This window comes from Amycolatopsis coloradensis (genome assembly GCF_001953865.1).
Classification (GTDB): domain Bacteria; phylum Actinomycetota; class Actinomycetes; order Mycobacteriales; family Pseudonocardiaceae; genus Amycolatopsis; species Amycolatopsis coloradensis.
In genome coordinates, this window is record NZ_MQUQ01000020.1 from 265,291 (window position 1) to 279,981 (window position 14,691).

Sequence of the window (14,691 nt, forward strand, 5' to 3'; positions counted from 1 at the left end):
TGAAAATCGCAGCGTAAGCGCAGGAAGTAGGCCCGAGGCCACGTGGCCGGAACCGTACCGGGTGAAGCCGCCCGACCCGACGTTCCCACGGACGTCACCGCGACGAAGGCCGACGAGGCCACCGTCACCGAAGCGGCCCAGTCCCGTTTCCCCATCCCCGACGCCGCCGCGCTCAGCCTGCTCGGCTCGAGGGACGAAAACCTCCGCGTCGCCGAAGAACTCCTCGCCGCCGACGTCCACGTCCGCGGCAACGAGGTCACCCTGACCGGCGCTCCCGCCGACGTCGCCTTCGCCGAGCGTGTCTTCGCCGAACTCGTGACACTCGCCGGCCGCGGCCAGCAGGTCGACCCCGCCACCGTCCGCCGCACCGTCGGCATGCTCTCCACCGGTGACCACGAGTCACCGGCCGAAGTGCTGAGCATGAACATCATCTCCCGGCGCGGCAAGACGATCCGGCCCAAGACGCTCAACCAGAAGCGCTACGTCGACGCCATCGACAAGCACACCATCGTCTTCGGCATCGGCCCCGCCGGTACCGGCAAGACGTACCTCGCCATGGCCAAGGCCGTCCAGGCGTTGCAGGCGAAGCAGGTCAGCCGCATCGTGCTGACCCGGCCCGCGGTCGAGGCGGGCGAGCGCCTCGGGTATCTGCCGGGCACGCTCAACGAGAAGATCGACCCGTACCTGCGCCCGCTCTACGACGCGCTGCACGACATGGTCGAGCCCGAGTCGATCCCCCGGCTGATGCAGGCGGGCACCATCGAGATCGCGCCGCTCGCGTACATGCGCGGCCGCACCCTCAACGACGCCTTCATCATCCTCGACGAGGCGCAGAACACCACGCCGGAACAAATGAAGATGTTCCTCACCCGGCTCGGGTTCGGCGCCAAGATCGTCGTCACCGGTGACGTCACCCAGATCGACCTCCCCAACGGCCAGAAGAGCGGCCTCCGGGTGGTCCGGGACATCCTCGAAGGCGTCGAGGACGTCCACTTCGCCCAGCTCACCAGCCAGGACGTGGTGCGGCACAAACTCGTCGGCGACATCGTCGACGCGTACGAGAAGTGGCAGGCGCTGCAGGACAGTCAGGACCAGGGCAGTGGTTGGAAAGGGCAGCGGCGCTCATGAGCATCGAGATCGCCAATGAATCGGGCGTGAACGTCGACGAGACCTCGATCGTGTCGGCCGCCCGGTTCGCGCTCGACAAGATGGAGGTCAGCCCGCTCGCCGAGCTGTCCATCCTGCTCGTCACCCTCGAGGTGATGGAGGACCTGCACGAACGGTGGATGGACCTGCCCGGCCCCACCGACGTGATGGCCTTCCCGATGGACGAGCTCGACTCGTCGCGCCGTCCTGACGCGCCCGACGCCTCACCCGCGCTGCTCGGCGACATCGTGCTCTGCCCGGCGTTCGCGAAGGACCAGGCCAAGACGGCCGGGCACGCGCTGATCGACGAACTGCACCTGCTCACCACGCACGGGGTGCTGCACCTGCTCGGCTACGACCACGCCGAACCCGCCGAGGAACGTGAGATGTTCGGTCTGCAGAAGCGGATCCTCGGCGAGTTCCAGGCGGCCGTCGCCGCGGTGAACCGCCGCGACGCGCAGCGCACCGCGGACGACAGGCTCCTCGGCACCGCCGGACTCGACACCGTGCCCGCCGACGAACCCCCCGCCTAGCCATGGGCAGTCCGACGGCACTGCTGGTCATCGCCATCTTGCTGATCCTGCTCGCCGGGGTGTTCGCGGCCGCCGACGCGGCGGTCAGCACGGTCTCCAAGGCCCGTGCCGACGGCCTCGTCCGGCTCGGCCGCCCCGGCGCGCGCCAGCTCGCGCTGGTCATCGCCGAACGCCGCCGCCACATCAACCTGATCCTGCTGCTGCGGATGACCTGCGAACTGACCGCCACCGTGCTGGTCACCGTCGACATCCTCGGCTGGATCCAGCCGCTGTGGCTCGCCGTCGTCGTCGCCGCCGGCGTGATGGTCGTGGTGAGTTACGTGCTCATCGGCGTCGGCCCGCGCACCCTCGGCCGCCAGCACCCGTACCGGATCGGTCTCGTCGTCGCGGGCCCCGTCCGCGTCCTCGGCTCGATCCTCGGCCCGCTCAGCAGGCTGCTGATCGTCCTCGGTAACGCCATCACCCCCGGCCGCGGCTTCCGCGAGGGCCCGTTCACCTCCGAAGTCGAGCTGCGTGAACTGGTCGACCTCGCCCAGGAACGCGGCGTCGTCGAGGAATCCGAACGCGAGATGATCCACTCGGTGTTCGAACTCGGCGACACCGTCGCGCGCGAGGTCATGGTGCCGCGGACGGAGATCGTCTGGATCGAGCACGACAAGACGGTGCGCCAGGCGCTCGCGCTGGCCCTGCGCACCGGGTTCACCAGGCTGCCGGTGATCGGCGAATCGGTCGACGACGTCACGGGCGTGGTCAACATCAAGGACCTCATGCCCGCGTACATGGCCGAGGGCGGTTCGCAGCGGCAGGTCGGGGAGCTGATGAATCCGGCGAGCTTCGTGCCGGACTCGAAGCGGCTCGACGAACTGCTCAAGGAGATGCAGGTCTCGCACAACCACATGGCGATCGCGGTCGACGAGTACGGCGGCACCGCGGGCCTGCTCACCATCGAGGACATCCTCGAGGAGATCGTCGGCGAGATCACCGACGAATCCGACACCGACGAACGCCCCGAGGTCGAAGAACTCGAAAGCGGCGCGGTCCGCGTCTCGTCCCGGCTTTCGATCGACGACCTCGGCGAGCTGTTCGGGATCGACCTCGAAGACCACGATGTGGAGACCGTGGGCGGGCTGCTCGCGGAGCGACTGGGTAGGGTCCCGCTGCCGGGGGCCGAAGCCGAGGTCGCCGGACTTCGGCTGTTCGCCGAAGGCGGTAAGGACCGGCGCGGGCGGATGCGGATCACCTCGGTGGTCGTCCACCCCGCCGACGCGGACGCGGTGAACGACGCGGCACAGGGCAGGCGTCGTACCCGGGTCCCGCAGCCCGATGAAAGTGACAGGAGTGTCGAACATGCCTGAGCTGGACGCCGAGGACGAGAAGCTGGTGACGCTGGCCAGGTCCGCGCGAGCCCGCACCCAGGCCGAGGAAGGCGCCGCGCTCCGCGACACCGACGGCCGCACCTACGCGGCGGGCACGGTCGACCAGCCGTCGTTCAAGCTCACCGCGTTGCAGGCCGCCGTCGCCGCCGCCGTTTCGAGTGGAGCCGAAGGAATCGAGGCGGCCGTCGTGGTCACCGCCGAAGGCATCCTCAAGGAGGCGTCCGTGCACGCGGTACGCGACATCGCCGAAAAGGCACCCATTTATCTCGCCGATCCCAGTGGCAAGGTGCTGAACTGATGGCCGAACCGCATCGCTCGGGCTTCGCCTGTTTCGTCGGACGGCCGAACGCGGGCAAGTCCACGCTGACCAACGCGCTCGTCGGCAGCAAGGTGGCGATCACCTCCAGCAAACCGCAGACCACCCGGCACGCCATCCGCGGCATCGTCCACCGCGACGACGCCCAGCTGGTGATCATCGACACGCCGGGGCTGCACCGGCCGAGGACACTGCTCGGCGAGCGGCTCAACGACATCGTCCACTCGACATGGTCCGAAGTGGACGTCGTCGGGCTTTGCGTGCCCGCCAACGAAAAGGTCGGTCCCGGTGACCGGTTCATCGCCGCCGAACTCAAGAAGATCGCCAAGCGCACGCCGGTGATCGGGGTCGTCACCAAGACGGATCTCGTGAAACCCGAACAGGTCGCCGAGCAACTGCTCGCCCTGCAAGAGGTCATGGAGTTCACCGATCTCATCCCGGTGTCCGCTGTGGACGGTTTCCAGGTCGGTGCGCTCGCGGACCTGCTGGTGCGGCACCTTCCGGAAGGCCCGCAGCTGTATCCGGGCGGGGAACTCACCGACGAGCCCGAGCAGACCCTGGTCGCCGAGCTGATCCGCGAGGCCGCGCTGGAGGGCGTCCGGGACGAACTCCCGCACTCGATCGCCGTCACCGTCGAGGAAATGCTGCCGCACGAGGGCAGGGACGACATGATCGACGTGCACGCGTTTCTTTATGTGGAACGACCGAGCCAGAAGGGCATCATCCTCGGGCACAAGGGTGAGCGCCTCAAGGACGTCGGCGCGCGCGCCCGGCAGCAGATCGAGGGACTTCTCGGTTCGAAGGTCTACCTCGCCCTGCACATCAAGGTCGCCAAAGAGTGGCAGCGCGACCCCCGTCAGTTGCGACGGCTGGGCTTCTGACAGCTTTTGCCTGAACGGAATGTCTCGATTCGGTCGCGGACACCGGTTGATGATGTGGAACCGGACGGGTGACCTTAGAGTCTCACTCCTCGACTCCGGGTGATCGCCGATCGGGCGGTGGCGTCCGGGTCCAGTTCGACATTCATTCGTGAAGGGAAAGCGGTAAATGACCGACAACCAGGGCCTGCCCAACTACTCCGGCGACCCTCAGGGCGGTGGCGGCTTCAACAACCCGGGCCCGCCGCCCAACAACAACCTGGTGTGGGCGATCCTCACCACGATCCTGTGCTGCCTGCCCTTCGGTATCGTCTCGATCGTCAAAGCGAACCAGGTCAACACCCTCTGGGCGCAGGGCCAGCCCGCTGCCGCGCAGGAAGCGGCCAACGCCGCCAAGAAGTGGGCCATCATCGCCGCGATCGTCGGTGTCGTGGTCGGCATCCTGTACTTCGTCCTGGTGGTGGCTCTCGGCGTCTTCTCGGCCGATATGAACAACTACCGCTGATAGCGGCAACCAAGGGGGAGACCTCATGACCGACCAATACCCGAACTACCCGCCTCCTGGCGGGCCTCCGCCGCAGCAGCCGTATTACGGTGGCATGCCGAACTACGGCCCGCCGCCGGACAACAACCTGGTGTGGGCCATTCTCTGCACGGTGTTGTGCTGCTTGCCGCTGGGTATCGTGGCGATCGTGAAGTCGAGCCAGGTGCAGACGTTGTGGTCACAGGGTTTCCACGCCGAAGCCCAGAAGGCCGCCGACGACGCGAAGAAGTGGTCGATGTGGGGCGCGATCGCCACCGGCGGTCTCTTCCTCCTGTACATCATCTTCATCGTGGTCATGGTCATCATCGGCGCGTCGGCGGGAAGCTTCACGCCGTGACGACGTCCGTATACACGGGATTCCCGGCGCGCGGGTTCAAAGCACGGGCCCGCGCGCTGGGGCCGTCCCTTGCCATCGCCGCCGGCGCCGGTCTCGGCTGCGTCGTCCTTTGGCTCGGCGATCCCACCACTCCCGGCGGACCGCTTCCGGTCTGTCCCACCAAGTCACTGCTGGGCATCGCCTGCCCGGGCTGCGGCGGCATGCGCATGGTCTACAGCGCGCTGCACGGGGACATCCCCGCCGCGCTGCACTACAACGCGGTGTCCTTTGTGGTCGTTCTCCTGTTGATCTGGAGCACCGTGGCCTGGACTGTCGGCAGGCTCCGCGGCCGGGCGGTCGACAGCTGGCTGCACTGGCGCTGGACGCCGCTCGCGTTCGGTGTCGTGTTCGTCGTCTGGTTCGTCATCCGTAACCTGCCTTTCGCCCCGTTCACCTCGCTGTACGTCTGAGTGCCGGGCCGAACCCCGGATCGTCGGTGGTACCGAGTACGCTCCCGCGCACCGGTCTGCTCGGCGTGTACCCATGCCGTACATTCAGCCCGGGTCGCCGCACGAGGCCCGTGCGGGCAGGGGCGAGGAAGCAGCGAGGGGATTTCGATGACCACTCCCTACGGTCAGCGGCCGCCGGGACAGCAGCCGCCGGGGGACCAGCCCTCGCCGTTCGGTCAGCCGCCGCAGTCTTCTCATGGTGATCAGTCGTCGCCGTTCGGTCAGCAAGTGTCTGGTGAGCAGCAGTCTTCGCCGTTCGGTCAGCAGCCACCGGCCCCGCAGCAGTCGCCCTTCGGCCAGCCTTTCGGCGCGCAGCAGCAGCAGTCACCGTTCGGTCAGCAGCCGCAGTCGTCGCCGTTCGGGCAGCCGCAGCACGGCCAGCCTTCCCCCTTCGGTCAGCAATCCGGCCGGCAGGCGCCGTTCGGCCAGGCGACCCCGTTCGATCCGCGGCAGGTTCACGCCCACTGGGGTCTGCGAGCGGGCGCTGCCCTCATCGACTTCGGGCCGATCGTCGTCCTCCCGATCATCGGCTCCATCATCTCCGCGACGGGGTCGTACACCGTCGGCATGATCATCGCCGGTCTCGGGTATCTCGCGGGACTCGGCTGGACCATCTACAACCGATGGATGCAGATGGGGACCACGGGTCAGTCCCTCGGCAAGAAAGTCCTGAAGATCAAGCTCGTCCGCGAGGCCGACGGGCAGCCGATCGGTCCGCTGATGGCCTTCGTCCGGGACCTGTGCCACAACCTGGACGGCTGGGTCTGCGGTCTCGGTTACCTCTGGCCGCTGTGGGACCAGAAGAAGCAGACGTTCGCCGACAAGATCCTCAGTACCGTCGTCGTTCCGGCGGCCGCGGCCGCGCCCGCGTCGGAGCCCTTCGGTCAGCCCTCGGGGTTCCCCGCGCCGCCTTCGCCGTTCGGCCAGCCGCAGCAACAGCAACAGCAGCCGTTCGGCGCGCCGCAGCAGCCTTCGCCGTTCGGCCAGCCGCCCCGGCAACCTCAGCAGTCGCAGCCGTTTGGGCAGCAGCCGCAGGGAACCTCGGCGCCGTCTTCGGAGTCCCAGACCGAATCGGGCTTCGGCGAGGCCGAGCCGACACAGGTGCTCCGCCCTGGCCAGCCGTCCCAGCAGGCGCCGTCCGGGTTCGACGAAGCCGAGCCGACGCAGAAGATCACGCCGGAACAGCTGAGGCAGCAGCTGCCCGGCGCGGACGGGCCGAACGGGCCCGGAACACCGCAACAGTAAGGAATTACCGGCGGGATCCACCCGCCGGGAAGCACGACAAAAGTGGGGAACCCGATGACGAACCCGTACGGCCAGCAGCCCGGCTACGGCCAGCAGCAGCCCTATGGCCAGCAGCCTCAGCCCGGATACGGACCGCCGTCCGGCGCGATGCCCGCGCCGTACGGCCAGCCGTCGGGCGCCACGCCCGCACCGTACGGTCAGCCTTCGGGGGCGAACCCGATGCCGTATGGCCAGCCCGCGCCGTACGGTCAGCCTTCGCCGTATGGCCAGCCCGCGCCCTACGGCGCTCCGGGCGGCATGCCCGGTGGCGGGGACATCAACTCGATCCCCGACTACAAGGGCTGGGCGATCGGCTGCATCTTCCTCTTCTGGATCATCGCGATCTTCGCGATCATGAAATCCAACGAAGTCAACACGTACAAGATGCAGGGCAACTACGCTGCCGCCGCGGACGCGTCGAAGTCGACGAAGACCATGTGCATGATCGCTTCGATCATCGGTGGCGTCGGCTGCCTCTTCTCCCTGCTGTGGATCATCGTGGTCGCTGCGTCGTTCTAAACCGGAAAACAAACGAGGAACACTTCACATGACCAACCCTTACGGCCAGCAGCAGCCCTACGGCCAGCAGCAGCCCGGCTACGGACCCCCGTCCGGTGGCATGCCCGCTCCCTACGGCCAGCCGGCCCCCTACGGCCAGCCCGCTCCTTACGGCGCTCCGGGCGGCATGCCCGGTGGCGGTGACATCAACGCCATCAAGGACTACAAGGGCTGGGCGATCGGCTGCATCTTCCTCTTCTGGATCATCGCGATCTTCGCGATCATGAAATCCAACGAAGTCAACACCTACAAGATGCAGGGCAACTACGCCGCCGCCGCGGACGCGTCGAAGTCGACGAAGACGCTCTGCCTGATCGCCACCATCATCGGTGGTGTCGGCTGCCTGCTTTCGATCGTGTGGATCATCTTCGCCGTCGTCCTGGCGACGAGCGCGTCGACCTACAGCTGCTACGGCAGCTACTGCTGATTCCGGGGCGCGCCACCCCGATGTCGGTCCCAGGTGGGACGATGTCGGGGTGGTGAACCTTTATCGCGACACCGGAGTGGTGTTGCGGACGCACAAGCTGGGTGAGGCCGACCGGATCATCACCCTGCTCACGCGGCGGCACGGCAAAGTCCGTGCGGTCGCGAAAGGCGTGCGTCGGACGTCGTCGCGCTTCGGTGCGCGCCTGGAGCCGTTCGGGCATGTCGACGTTCAGTTCTACACCGGCCGGTCCCTTGACGTGATCACCCAGGTCGAGACGGTCGACGCCTTCGCGCTGCCGCTGGTGGCCGACTACCAGCGCTACACCGCCGCGAGCGCCATCGCCGAGACAGCGGACCGGCTGTCGGCCGAAGAGGGCGAGCCGGTGCTCAAGCTCTACATGCTCGTCGTCGGGGCCCTGCGCGCGCTGGCGGGCGGCGAACGCGACAGTTCCCTCATCCTCGACGCCTTCTTCCTGCGGGCCATGGCTTACGCGGGGTGGGCGCCCGCGATCACCGAATGCGCCCGGTGCGGTCTGCCGGGGCCGCACAAGGCGTTCAGCGTGTCGGCGGGCGGCTCGATGTGCCCGGATTGCCGGGTTCCCGGCTGTGTCCACCCCTCCCATGAGGTGCTGACCCTGCTCGCGGCGCTCCTGCACGGGGAGTGGCCGGTGGCCGAAGCGGCGCAGCCGGTGCCGAGGCGGGACGCGTCCGGCCTGGTCGCGGCGCATCTCCAGTGGCATCTGGAGCGTCAGCTGCGATCACTGCCGCTGGTGGAGAGGCGTGCGCGGGAGGGCGTCACTCCGGCGCAGTAGGGTCGCAGGCACAGGTTCACTCGATCAGGAGGCTCGAAGGTGCTGCGCAGGGGACGCGAGAACAAGGCGTCACAATTCGAACTTCGCGCGCCGGAGCCGCATCCGTCCGGTGCCCGGCCGCCGGAGATCCCCAAGGAACTCCTCCCGAAGCACGTGGCGCTGGTGATGGACGGCAACGGCCGCTGGGCCAACCAGCGGGGACTGCCCCGGATCGAGGGCCACAAACGCGGTGAAGCGGTGATGATCGACGTCGCCAGCGGTGCCGTGGAACTGGGCGTCAAATGGCTGTCGGTGTACGCGTTCTCCACCGAGAACTGGAAGCGGAGCCCGGAAGAGGTCCGCTTCCTGATGGGCTTCAACCGCGACACCATCCGCCGCCAGGTCGACTACCTCGGCTCGATCGGCGTCCGCATCCGCTGGGCGGGCCGCCGCCCGAAGCTGTGGGCGAGCGTCATCAAGGAACTGCAGGTCGCCGAAGAGAAGACCAAGAACAACACGGCGCTGAACATGACGATGTGCGTCAACTACGGCGGCCGTGCCGAACTCGGTGACGCGATGCGCCGGATCGCGCAGGACGTGGCCGACGGGAAGCTGAACCCGGACAAGGTCACCGAGAAGACCATCGGGAAGTACCTGTACCAGCCCGACATGCCGGACGTGGACCTGTTCCTGCGGCCGTCGGGGGAGCAGCGGACGTCGAACTTCCTGCTCTGGCAGTCGGCCTACGCCGAGATGGTCTACCAGGACACGCTCTTCCCCGACTTCGACCGCACCCACCTGTGGCGGGCGTGCCTCGAGTTCGCGAAACGGGACAGGCGCTTCGGCGGCGCCATCGACAAGGCTTCCGAAGGGACCGAATGAATTCCGTCGACGTACTTTTTCCCGCGGAGGCGGCATGAACACCGAGGCGGCGGACACGGCGGCTCTACTCACCTCCGCGCGGGAAGCCCTCGAGCGCTACCTCGAAGTCCGTGTCGACGACGACGGCGCGCTGACCTTCTCGCATGCCGACGTCCCCTGCGTCATCCAGGCGACCCGGCTGGCCGAAGGGCTGACCGTGCTGAGCCTGACCTGCGTCGTCGCCTGGGATCTGCCGGACGACCCGGCGATCGCGGCTTCGGCGGCGGAACGCGCCGGGCAGGGGCTGTTCGGGACGCTCGGCGTGGTGCGCTCGGAGAAGGGCATCGACATCACGCTGAGGTACGCGTTCCCGGCCGAGGGCATGAGCGCGTCGCCGCTCGGGACGCTGCTCATGCTGGTCGTGTCGACCGCTTCGCAGCTGCGCACCGATCTGCTGGGCTCGGTCGCCGGGGACTGACCTCCTCCACACAGGGTCACCTGGCATCATCTCGCGCATGGAAACCATTTCCAGGAGCGCCCCGGAGAAGAAGCCGGCCCGGCGGTTCAAGATCACCTCGATCGAGGTGCTCTGCGCGATCCTGCTGATCGCGATCCTCGGGCAGAGCTGGCTCCAGCAGGTGTTCGACGTGCCCGCGCTGCGGACCGGCTCGACGGTGTTCGTCGCCGTCTGCGTGCAGGCCCTCCCGTTCCTGGTGCTCGGGGTGCTGATCAGCGGCGCGATCGCGGCGTTCGTCCCCGGGCGGGTGCTGGAAAAGGTCCTCCCTCGCCGGGCCGGTGCGGCGGTCGGCGTCGCGGGGCTGGCCGGTGTCGCCCTGCCGGGCTGTGAATGCGCTTCGGTGCCGGTGGCCCGGCGGCTGATCGGCCAGGGTGTCGCACCCGCGGCCGCGCTGACGTTCCTGCTCGCCGCACCCGCGGTGAACCCGGTGGTACTGGTCGCCACGGCGGTGGCGTTCCCCGGGAACCCGGAGATGGTCTTCGCCCGGTTCGCCGGCTCGCTCGCCACCGCGATGGTGATGGGCTGGCTGTGGGCGAAGTGGGGCAAGCTCGACTGGATCGCGGAGCGCGCACGGCGGCGGCTTCCCGAAGTCCAGCACGGTTCACGCTGGAGGACTTTCGCCGAGACGGCGCGCGGGGACCTGGTCGAGGCGGGTGGGTTCCTCGTGCTCGGCGCGATGATCGCCGCCGCGATGAACGTCCTGGTGCCCGCCAAGTGGTTCGGCGTGCTGGGGGAGCAGCTCGTGCTCGGGGTGCTGGTGATGGCCGTGCTCGCCGTCGTACTGGCCCTGTGCAGTGAGGCCGACGCCTTCGTCGCCGCGTCGCTGACCGCGATGCCGCTGCTGCCGAAACTGGTCTTCCTCGTGGTCGGGCCCGCGATCGACGTGAAGCTGTTCGCCTTGCAGACCGGCACCTTCGGCAAGTCGTTCGCGCTGCGGTTCGCGCCCGTGACGTTCGTCGTCGCGCTCAGTTGCGCGGTCGTCTCGGGCACGCTGATCCTCGGAGGTGGCGCGTGAAACGCGAGACCCAGAACATCCTGCTGATCCTGCTCGGCGGTGCGCTGCTCAAGATCACGATCAACGGCGACTACCTGCGGTACGTCAAACCCGCGCAGCAGCCGTGGATCATCGCGGGCGGCGCGGTGATGGTCGCGCTGGGCGCGGTCGCGATCGTCCGTGACCTGCTGGCCGCGCGGGCCGCCGCCGTCGCCTCCGGCGATGTCCACGCGCACGACCACAACACGCGTTCGGCGTGGCTGCTGATGGTGCCGGTGCTGGCCGTCTTCCTGGTCGCGCCGCCCGCGCTGGGTGCCGACTCGGTGACCCGGACCGAGGCCAGAGCGCCACAAAGCGCCTCGGCGAGCAACGCGGCCGCCTTCCCGCCCCTGCCCGCCGGGGACGTGATACCGCTGGAGGTCAACGACTTCGTCAGCCGTGCCGGCTGGGACAAGAGCGGGACCCTGAACGGGCGCACGGTGCGGCTGTCCGGGTTCGTCGTGCACAACGAGGGCAACACGATGCTGGCCAGGATGGTCATCGGCTGCTGTGCCGCCGACGCCTTCCCGATCACCGTGCGGCTGGTGGGCGAGGGCGCGTCGGGCTTCAGTGACGACACCTGGCTGGAGGTGACCGGGACGGTCGTGCCGGGGACGGCGGTGCGGGAGAACAGCTACATGCCGGACCTGACGCTCGCTTCGGTGCGGCAGGTGCCGGCGCTTAAGGACCCTTACGAGTACTGAGTGCGTGTTATGAACGGACCTTTCATAACAAGTTCTGTTATGAAAGGTCCGTTCATAACACGACTCGTCAGTGGTTCGAGCAGGTCCCGACGATCTCCACGGTGTGGCTGATGTCGGAGAAGCCGTGCTCCGAAGCGATCTTCTCGGCCCAGCGCTCGACGGCCGGTCCCTCGACCTCGACCGTACTGCCGCAGATGCGGCACACCAGGTGATGGTGGTGGTGCGAGGAGCAGCGCCGGTAGATGGCTTCGCCGGTATCGGTGCGCAGGACGTCGATCTCGCCGGCCTCCGACAGTGACTGCAACGTCCGGTACACCGTGGTGAGCCCGATGCCGTCACCGCGTTTGCGCAGCTCGTCATGCAGTTCCTGGGCGGAACGGAAGTCGTCGATCTCTTTGAGCAGCTCGACAACGGCGGCCCGCTGTTTCGTCGACCGGCGTCCGGGCACCGGCGCGGAACCGTTGGCCGTCGTGGGACTCATGCTCACTTCCCCTCCTGAACGTGGGCTACGGCGTCCACCACGATATGCGCAAGGTGATCGTCGACCAGCCGGTACACCACCTCACGGCCGCGTCGCTCACCCTGTACGACACCCGCGGTCTTCAGCACTCGCAGGTGCTGGCTGATCAGCGGCTGCGCGACATCGAGGGTGTCCACCAGTTCGTGCACGCACCGGTCCGCGTCACGCAACTGCAGGACGATGGCGATACGCACCGGCGCCGCGAGCGCCCTGAGCAGGTCGCCGGCGTCCGCGAGCACGGCGGCCGAGGCCGACACGGCGGGTTCGGCGGGGGGACGGGCCGTCGAATGCGGTCCGGGGTCCTCCGTGAAGCCCGGGGCGGCCGAGTCCGGGGTCACCGTAGCCATCGCCGCCTCCATCAATCATGATTTCCGAAGTCATTGCCAGTAACAGTCCAGCCCATCTTAGTGTTCCCGCCCCCGGTGGGCTGTTCGCCGACCGGGCGACCGGTCGGCGGCGCCGTTACTGCTCCGTTCGGGTGACTTCGCAAAGAAATGACCATTCCACTTCGCATGTGGTCGCTGACGGTGCAAGGTTGTCGCGGAGCGTTTTGTCGCTTCTCGTACGCTGGCGACCGCGCTCGGAGGGCCCGGAGAGGCAGTGGGGAGACATGACTCGTTTCGTGACGAAGCTGGCCGCCGCGACGGCGGCTTTCGTTCTGGCGTCCGTTCCGGGGCTCGCCTCGGCGCAGACGACGCAGGCCGTCGATGAGAAGACCGGCCCCGTGTCGTTCGCGAACGTGGCTTCGGTGCGCATCGGGAACCCGGGGTCGCTGATCACCGAGACCCAGCGTTCGCCGCTCACGCCCGGCCGGTCGAAACTCTCCCCGGATCGCACTGTCGTCCCCCTCAACGAGGGTGAGCGGAACACCTTCGGCAAGAAATGGGACATCAACCTCGGCCGCTACGGGGCGCAGAGCCCGTACCCGGCCGGTATCGCCAGCCGCGACCACAACGTGCTCGCCGCGCTCCAGCAGACCACGGTCCCGACAGCGGTCGCGGAGAGCAACTACGCCCTGATCGACAACGGGCAAGGCGGCGCGAAACCCGCCGACAACACCGTGCTGGTGCTCGAAGGCGCGAAGAGTGCCGTCGACTGCTCCGCGCCGAGCAAGGCGGTGTCGTCGACGAGCGTGGCCAAGATCTGGGTGCGGGACGGAACCGGCGCGCTGAAGCCGTCCGGCGCTTCGGGCGTCGACGTCAAGGGGCTCAAGCTCGGACCGCCCTCGACCGGCGAGATCGACAAGACGGCCAGCAAGAAAGAGACCACCTCCGACCTGACCGTGTCCCGGGTGACCGCCTTCGACCAGCTCATCCGGCAGGACGGCTGGCGCAGCGGTGACGTGACCAAGGCGGCGGGCTGGAAACTGGACATCGTCACGCACGTGCGCGACGCGGCGGGCAAGGACCTGCGCGAGGCTCGCACGTCGATCGTGCTCGGCGGCGTGAGCTGCGCGATCCCGAGGAACTTCGTGGCGAGGCCCGCCGGTGGCACGGGACCGGGGGCGGCGCCCGAACAGCCGTCGGTGCCGGGAACGGTGCCCGCGGGCGGTATCCCGCCGCAGACGGCCGACTCGACACGGACCGTCGTCGGGCTCGGACTGCTGGGCGGCGGCATCGTGATCGGCGCCGCGGCCATGCTGCTCTACCGCGGTCGTAAGCCCGTCCCGGTGCCGGAGAAGTAGCGGTCGCGTGCGGACCTGGCTGGCGGGGCTCTCCGCCGTCGTCTCCGCGCTCGCCATCTCGGCGGGCGTGATCGTGCTGACCTGGATCCCGCCGGAACCGGCGGTCTCGCTCGCGGAACCCGCGGTCGTGCCGGGCGAAGACGGCGCTCCGTTGGCGCTGCCCGCGGACAGTTCGACGCGCGGGCAGCGGCCCGGCACCCTCCGCCTGCCCGAAGGCGGATCGGCGAAGCTCGTCCGGTCCGAGGTCAATTCCGACGGCGTCCTCCCGATCCCGCGTGGTCTCGGTGACGCGGCGTGGTGGGGCGCGCGGCTTGGCGCCGAAGCAGGCACGGCTTTGATCTCCGGGCATGTCAACTGGGGTGGGGTCAAGGGGCCGTTCGACGAGCTGTGGCGGATGCGGGACGGCCAGGAGGTGGCCGTCAGCGACGCGGTGGGCGGGATCTGGGTCTATCGCGTGCGCGAGGTCGTCACGGTGCACAAGGACGACCTGCCCGCGCAGGCGGCGAAGCTGTTCGCGCAGAGCGGGCCGCATCGGCTGGTCCTGGTCACCTGCGGCGGCGACTACCTCGGCGGGACCGATGGTTATCGGGACAACCGGGTCATCGTCGCGACCCCCGTCTCCGGCCCGCCCGCCTGACCCGCGCCCGACCCGCGCGCCCGACCCCTGCCGCAATTCGTCCTCTAGTTGCGGTACT

20 protein-coding genes are annotated in these 14,691 nt (G+C 68.4%); 18 read left to right on the top strand and 2 right to left on the bottom strand.

Going from position 1 to position 14,691, the window contains the following annotated elements; translation table 11 throughout:
• Nucleotides 1-42: 42 nt before the first annotated feature.
• From BS329_RS33800 to BS329_RS33875, 16 genes are all read left to right on the top strand, one after another.
• Nucleotides 43-1,128: a PhoH family protein gene (locus BS329_RS33800; RefSeq protein ID WP_076166331.1), complete on the top strand. Its 1,086-nt coding sequence runs from the start codon at nt 43-45 to the stop codon at nt 1,126-1,128.
• Complete coding sequence (ybeY, locus tag BS329_RS33805) at nt 1,125-1,679, top strand: rRNA maturation RNase YbeY (RefSeq protein WP_076166333.1); 555 nt, start codon at nt 1,125-1,127, stop codon at nt 1,677-1,679. Before BS329_RS33800 ends, ybeY begins: the two co-directional genes overlap by 4 nt.
• A gap of 2 nt (nt 1,680-1,681) precedes the next feature.
• Complete coding sequence (locus BS329_RS33810) at nt 1,682-3,034, top strand: hemolysin family protein (protein ID WP_076166336.1); 1,353 nt, start codon at nt 1,682-1,684, stop codon at nt 3,032-3,034.
• Nucleotides 3,027-3,353, top strand: coding sequence for a cytidine deaminase (locus BS329_RS33815; RefSeq protein WP_076166337.1), 327 nt, complete (start codon nt 3,027-3,029; stop codon nt 3,351-3,353). Before BS329_RS33810 ends, BS329_RS33815 begins: the two co-directional genes overlap by 8 nt.
• On the top strand, nt 3,353-4,252 hold the full coding sequence (gene era, locus BS329_RS33820) for a GTPase Era (protein WP_076166340.1): 900 nt from the start codon (nt 3,353-3,355) through the stop codon (nt 4,250-4,252). The genes BS329_RS33815 and era overlap by 1 nt, the downstream gene beginning before the upstream one ends.
• A 166-nt stretch (nt 4,253-4,418) precedes the next feature.
• Complete coding sequence (locus BS329_RS33825) at nt 4,419-4,754, top strand: CD225/dispanin family protein (RefSeq protein ID WP_076166344.1); 336 nt, start codon at nt 4,419-4,421, stop codon at nt 4,752-4,754.
• Nucleotides 4,755-4,779: 25 nt separating this feature from the next.
• Nucleotides 4,780-5,130: a CD225/dispanin family protein gene (locus BS329_RS33830; protein ID WP_007034859.1), complete on the top strand. Its 351-nt coding sequence runs from the start codon at nt 4,780-4,782 to the stop codon at nt 5,128-5,130.
• Complete coding sequence (locus BS329_RS33835) at nt 5,127-5,579, top strand: DUF2752 domain-containing protein (RefSeq protein WP_076166347.1); 453 nt, start codon at nt 5,127-5,129, stop codon at nt 5,577-5,579. The genes BS329_RS33830 and BS329_RS33835 overlap by 4 nt, the downstream gene beginning before the upstream one ends.
• Nucleotides 5,580-5,726: 147 nt before the next feature.
• Entirely contained in the window at nt 5,727-6,863 is a 1,137-nt protein-coding gene (locus tag BS329_RS33840; RefSeq protein ID WP_076166350.1) for an RDD family protein, read from the top strand.
• A gap of 54 nt (nt 6,864-6,917) precedes the next feature.
• Nucleotides 6,918-7,421, top strand: coding sequence for a CD225/dispanin family protein (locus tag BS329_RS33845; protein WP_143253302.1), 504 nt, complete (start codon nt 6,918-6,920; stop codon nt 7,419-7,421).
• A 28-nt stretch (nt 7,422-7,449) separates the two neighbouring features.
• Nucleotides 7,450-7,887, top strand: a complete 438-nt coding sequence (locus tag BS329_RS33850; protein ID WP_076166354.1) for a CD225/dispanin family protein — start codon at nt 7,450-7,452, stop codon at nt 7,885-7,887.
• A 49-nt stretch (nt 7,888-7,936) separates the two neighbouring features.
• The gene (gene recO / locus BS329_RS33855; RefSeq protein WP_076166357.1) at nt 7,937-8,698 is read left to right on the top strand and encodes a DNA repair protein RecO; all 762 of its coding nucleotides are present in this window, start codon (nt 7,937-7,939) and stop codon (nt 8,696-8,698) included.
• A gap of 39 nt (nt 8,699-8,737) precedes the next feature.
• A complete protein-coding gene (locus BS329_RS33860; protein ID WP_076166360.1) occupies nt 8,738-9,559 on the top strand; it encodes an isoprenyl transferase in 822 nt (273 codons plus the stop codon).
• A 34-nt stretch (nt 9,560-9,593) separates the two neighbouring features.
• Nucleotides 9,594-10,016 carry a hypothetical protein gene (locus tag BS329_RS33865; RefSeq protein WP_076166363.1) on the top strand — a complete coding sequence of 141 codons (423 nt, stop codon included), beginning with the start codon at nt 9,594-9,596 and terminating at the stop codon, nt 10,014-10,016.
• Nucleotides 10,017-10,053: 37 nt separating this feature from the next.
• Nucleotides 10,054-11,070: a permease gene (locus BS329_RS33870; RefSeq protein ID WP_076166365.1), complete on the top strand. Its 1,017-nt coding sequence runs from the start codon at nt 10,054-10,056 to the stop codon at nt 11,068-11,070.
• Nucleotides 11,067-11,792 carry a TIGR03943 family putative permease subunit gene (locus tag BS329_RS33875; protein ID WP_076166368.1) on the top strand — a complete coding sequence of 242 codons (726 nt, stop codon included), beginning with the start codon at nt 11,067-11,069 and terminating at the stop codon, nt 11,790-11,792. Before BS329_RS33870 ends, BS329_RS33875 begins: the two co-directional genes overlap by 4 nt.
• A 67-nt stretch (nt 11,793-11,859) precedes the next feature.
• Here BS329_RS33875 and BS329_RS33880 read toward each other — a convergent pair whose 3' ends face one another.
• Nucleotides 11,860-12,273, bottom strand: coding sequence for a Fur family transcriptional regulator (locus BS329_RS33880; RefSeq protein ID WP_076166371.1), 414 nt, complete (start codon nt 12,271-12,273; stop codon nt 11,860-11,862).
• A 2-nt stretch (nt 12,274-12,275) separates the two neighbouring features.
• The gene (locus BS329_RS33885; RefSeq protein WP_076166659.1) at nt 12,276-12,659 is read right to left on the bottom strand and encodes an ArsR/SmtB family transcription factor; all 384 of its coding nucleotides are present in this window, start codon (nt 12,657-12,659) and stop codon (nt 12,276-12,278) included.
• A gap of 263 nt (nt 12,660-12,922) precedes the next feature.
• Between BS329_RS33885 and BS329_RS33890 the strand changes: the two genes are divergently transcribed.
• Entirely contained in the window at nt 12,923-13,996 is a 1,074-nt protein-coding gene (locus tag BS329_RS33890; RefSeq protein ID WP_076166374.1) for a hypothetical protein, read from the top strand.
• A gap of 7 nt (nt 13,997-14,003) precedes the next feature.
• Nucleotides 14,004-14,633 carry a class F sortase gene (locus BS329_RS33895; protein ID WP_076166376.1) on the top strand — a complete coding sequence of 210 codons (630 nt, stop codon included), beginning with the start codon at nt 14,004-14,006 and terminating at the stop codon, nt 14,631-14,633.
• Nucleotides 14,634-14,691: the final 58 nt, after the last annotated feature.

What these genes read in the sequence shown, in the direction of transcription:
- ybeY (WP_076166333.1), top strand. Translation starts at nt 1,125, where the DNA reads ATGAGCATCGAGATCGCCAATGAATCGGGCGTGAACGTCGACGAGACC.
- BS329_RS33810 (WP_076166336.1), top strand. Translation starts at nt 1,682, where the DNA reads ATGGGCAGTCCGACGGCACTGCTGGTCATCGCCATCTTGCTGATCCTG.
- BS329_RS33815 (WP_076166337.1), top strand. Translation starts at nt 3,027, where the DNA reads ATGCCTGAGCTGGACGCCGAGGACGAGAAGCTGGTGACGCTGGCCAGG.
- era (WP_076166340.1), top strand. Translation starts at nt 3,353, where the DNA reads ATGGCCGAACCGCATCGCTCGGGCTTCGCCTGTTTCGTCGGACGGCCG.
- BS329_RS33825 (WP_076166344.1), top strand. Translation starts at nt 4,419, where the DNA reads ATGACCGACAACCAGGGCCTGCCCAACTACTCCGGCGACCCTCAGGGC.
- BS329_RS33830 (WP_007034859.1), top strand. Translation starts at nt 4,780, where the DNA reads ATGACCGACCAATACCCGAACTACCCGCCTCCTGGCGGGCCTCCGCCG.
- BS329_RS33840 (WP_076166350.1), top strand. Translation starts at nt 5,727, where the DNA reads ATGACCACTCCCTACGGTCAGCGGCCGCCGGGACAGCAGCCGCCGGGG.
- BS329_RS33845 (WP_143253302.1), top strand. Translation starts at nt 6,918, where the DNA reads ATGACGAACCCGTACGGCCAGCAGCCCGGCTACGGCCAGCAGCAGCCC.
- BS329_RS33850 (WP_076166354.1), top strand. Translation starts at nt 7,450, where the DNA reads ATGACCAACCCTTACGGCCAGCAGCAGCCCTACGGCCAGCAGCAGCCC.
- BS329_RS33865 (WP_076166363.1), top strand. Translation starts at nt 9,594, where the DNA reads ATGAACACCGAGGCGGCGGACACGGCGGCTCTACTCACCTCCGCGCGG.
- BS329_RS33870 (WP_076166365.1), top strand. Translation starts at nt 10,054, where the DNA reads ATGGAAACCATTTCCAGGAGCGCCCCGGAGAAGAAGCCGGCCCGGCGG.
- BS329_RS33880 (WP_076166371.1), bottom strand. Translation starts at nt 12,273, where the DNA reads ATGAGTCCCACGACGGCCAACGGTTCCGCGCCGGTGCCCGGACGCCGG.
- BS329_RS33885 (WP_076166659.1), bottom strand. Translation starts at nt 12,659, where the DNA reads ATGGCTACGGTGACCCCGGACTCGGCCGCCCCGGGCTTCACGGAGGAC.
- BS329_RS33890 (WP_076166374.1), top strand. Translation starts at nt 12,923, where the DNA reads ATGACTCGTTTCGTGACGAAGCTGGCCGCCGCGACGGCGGCTTTCGTT.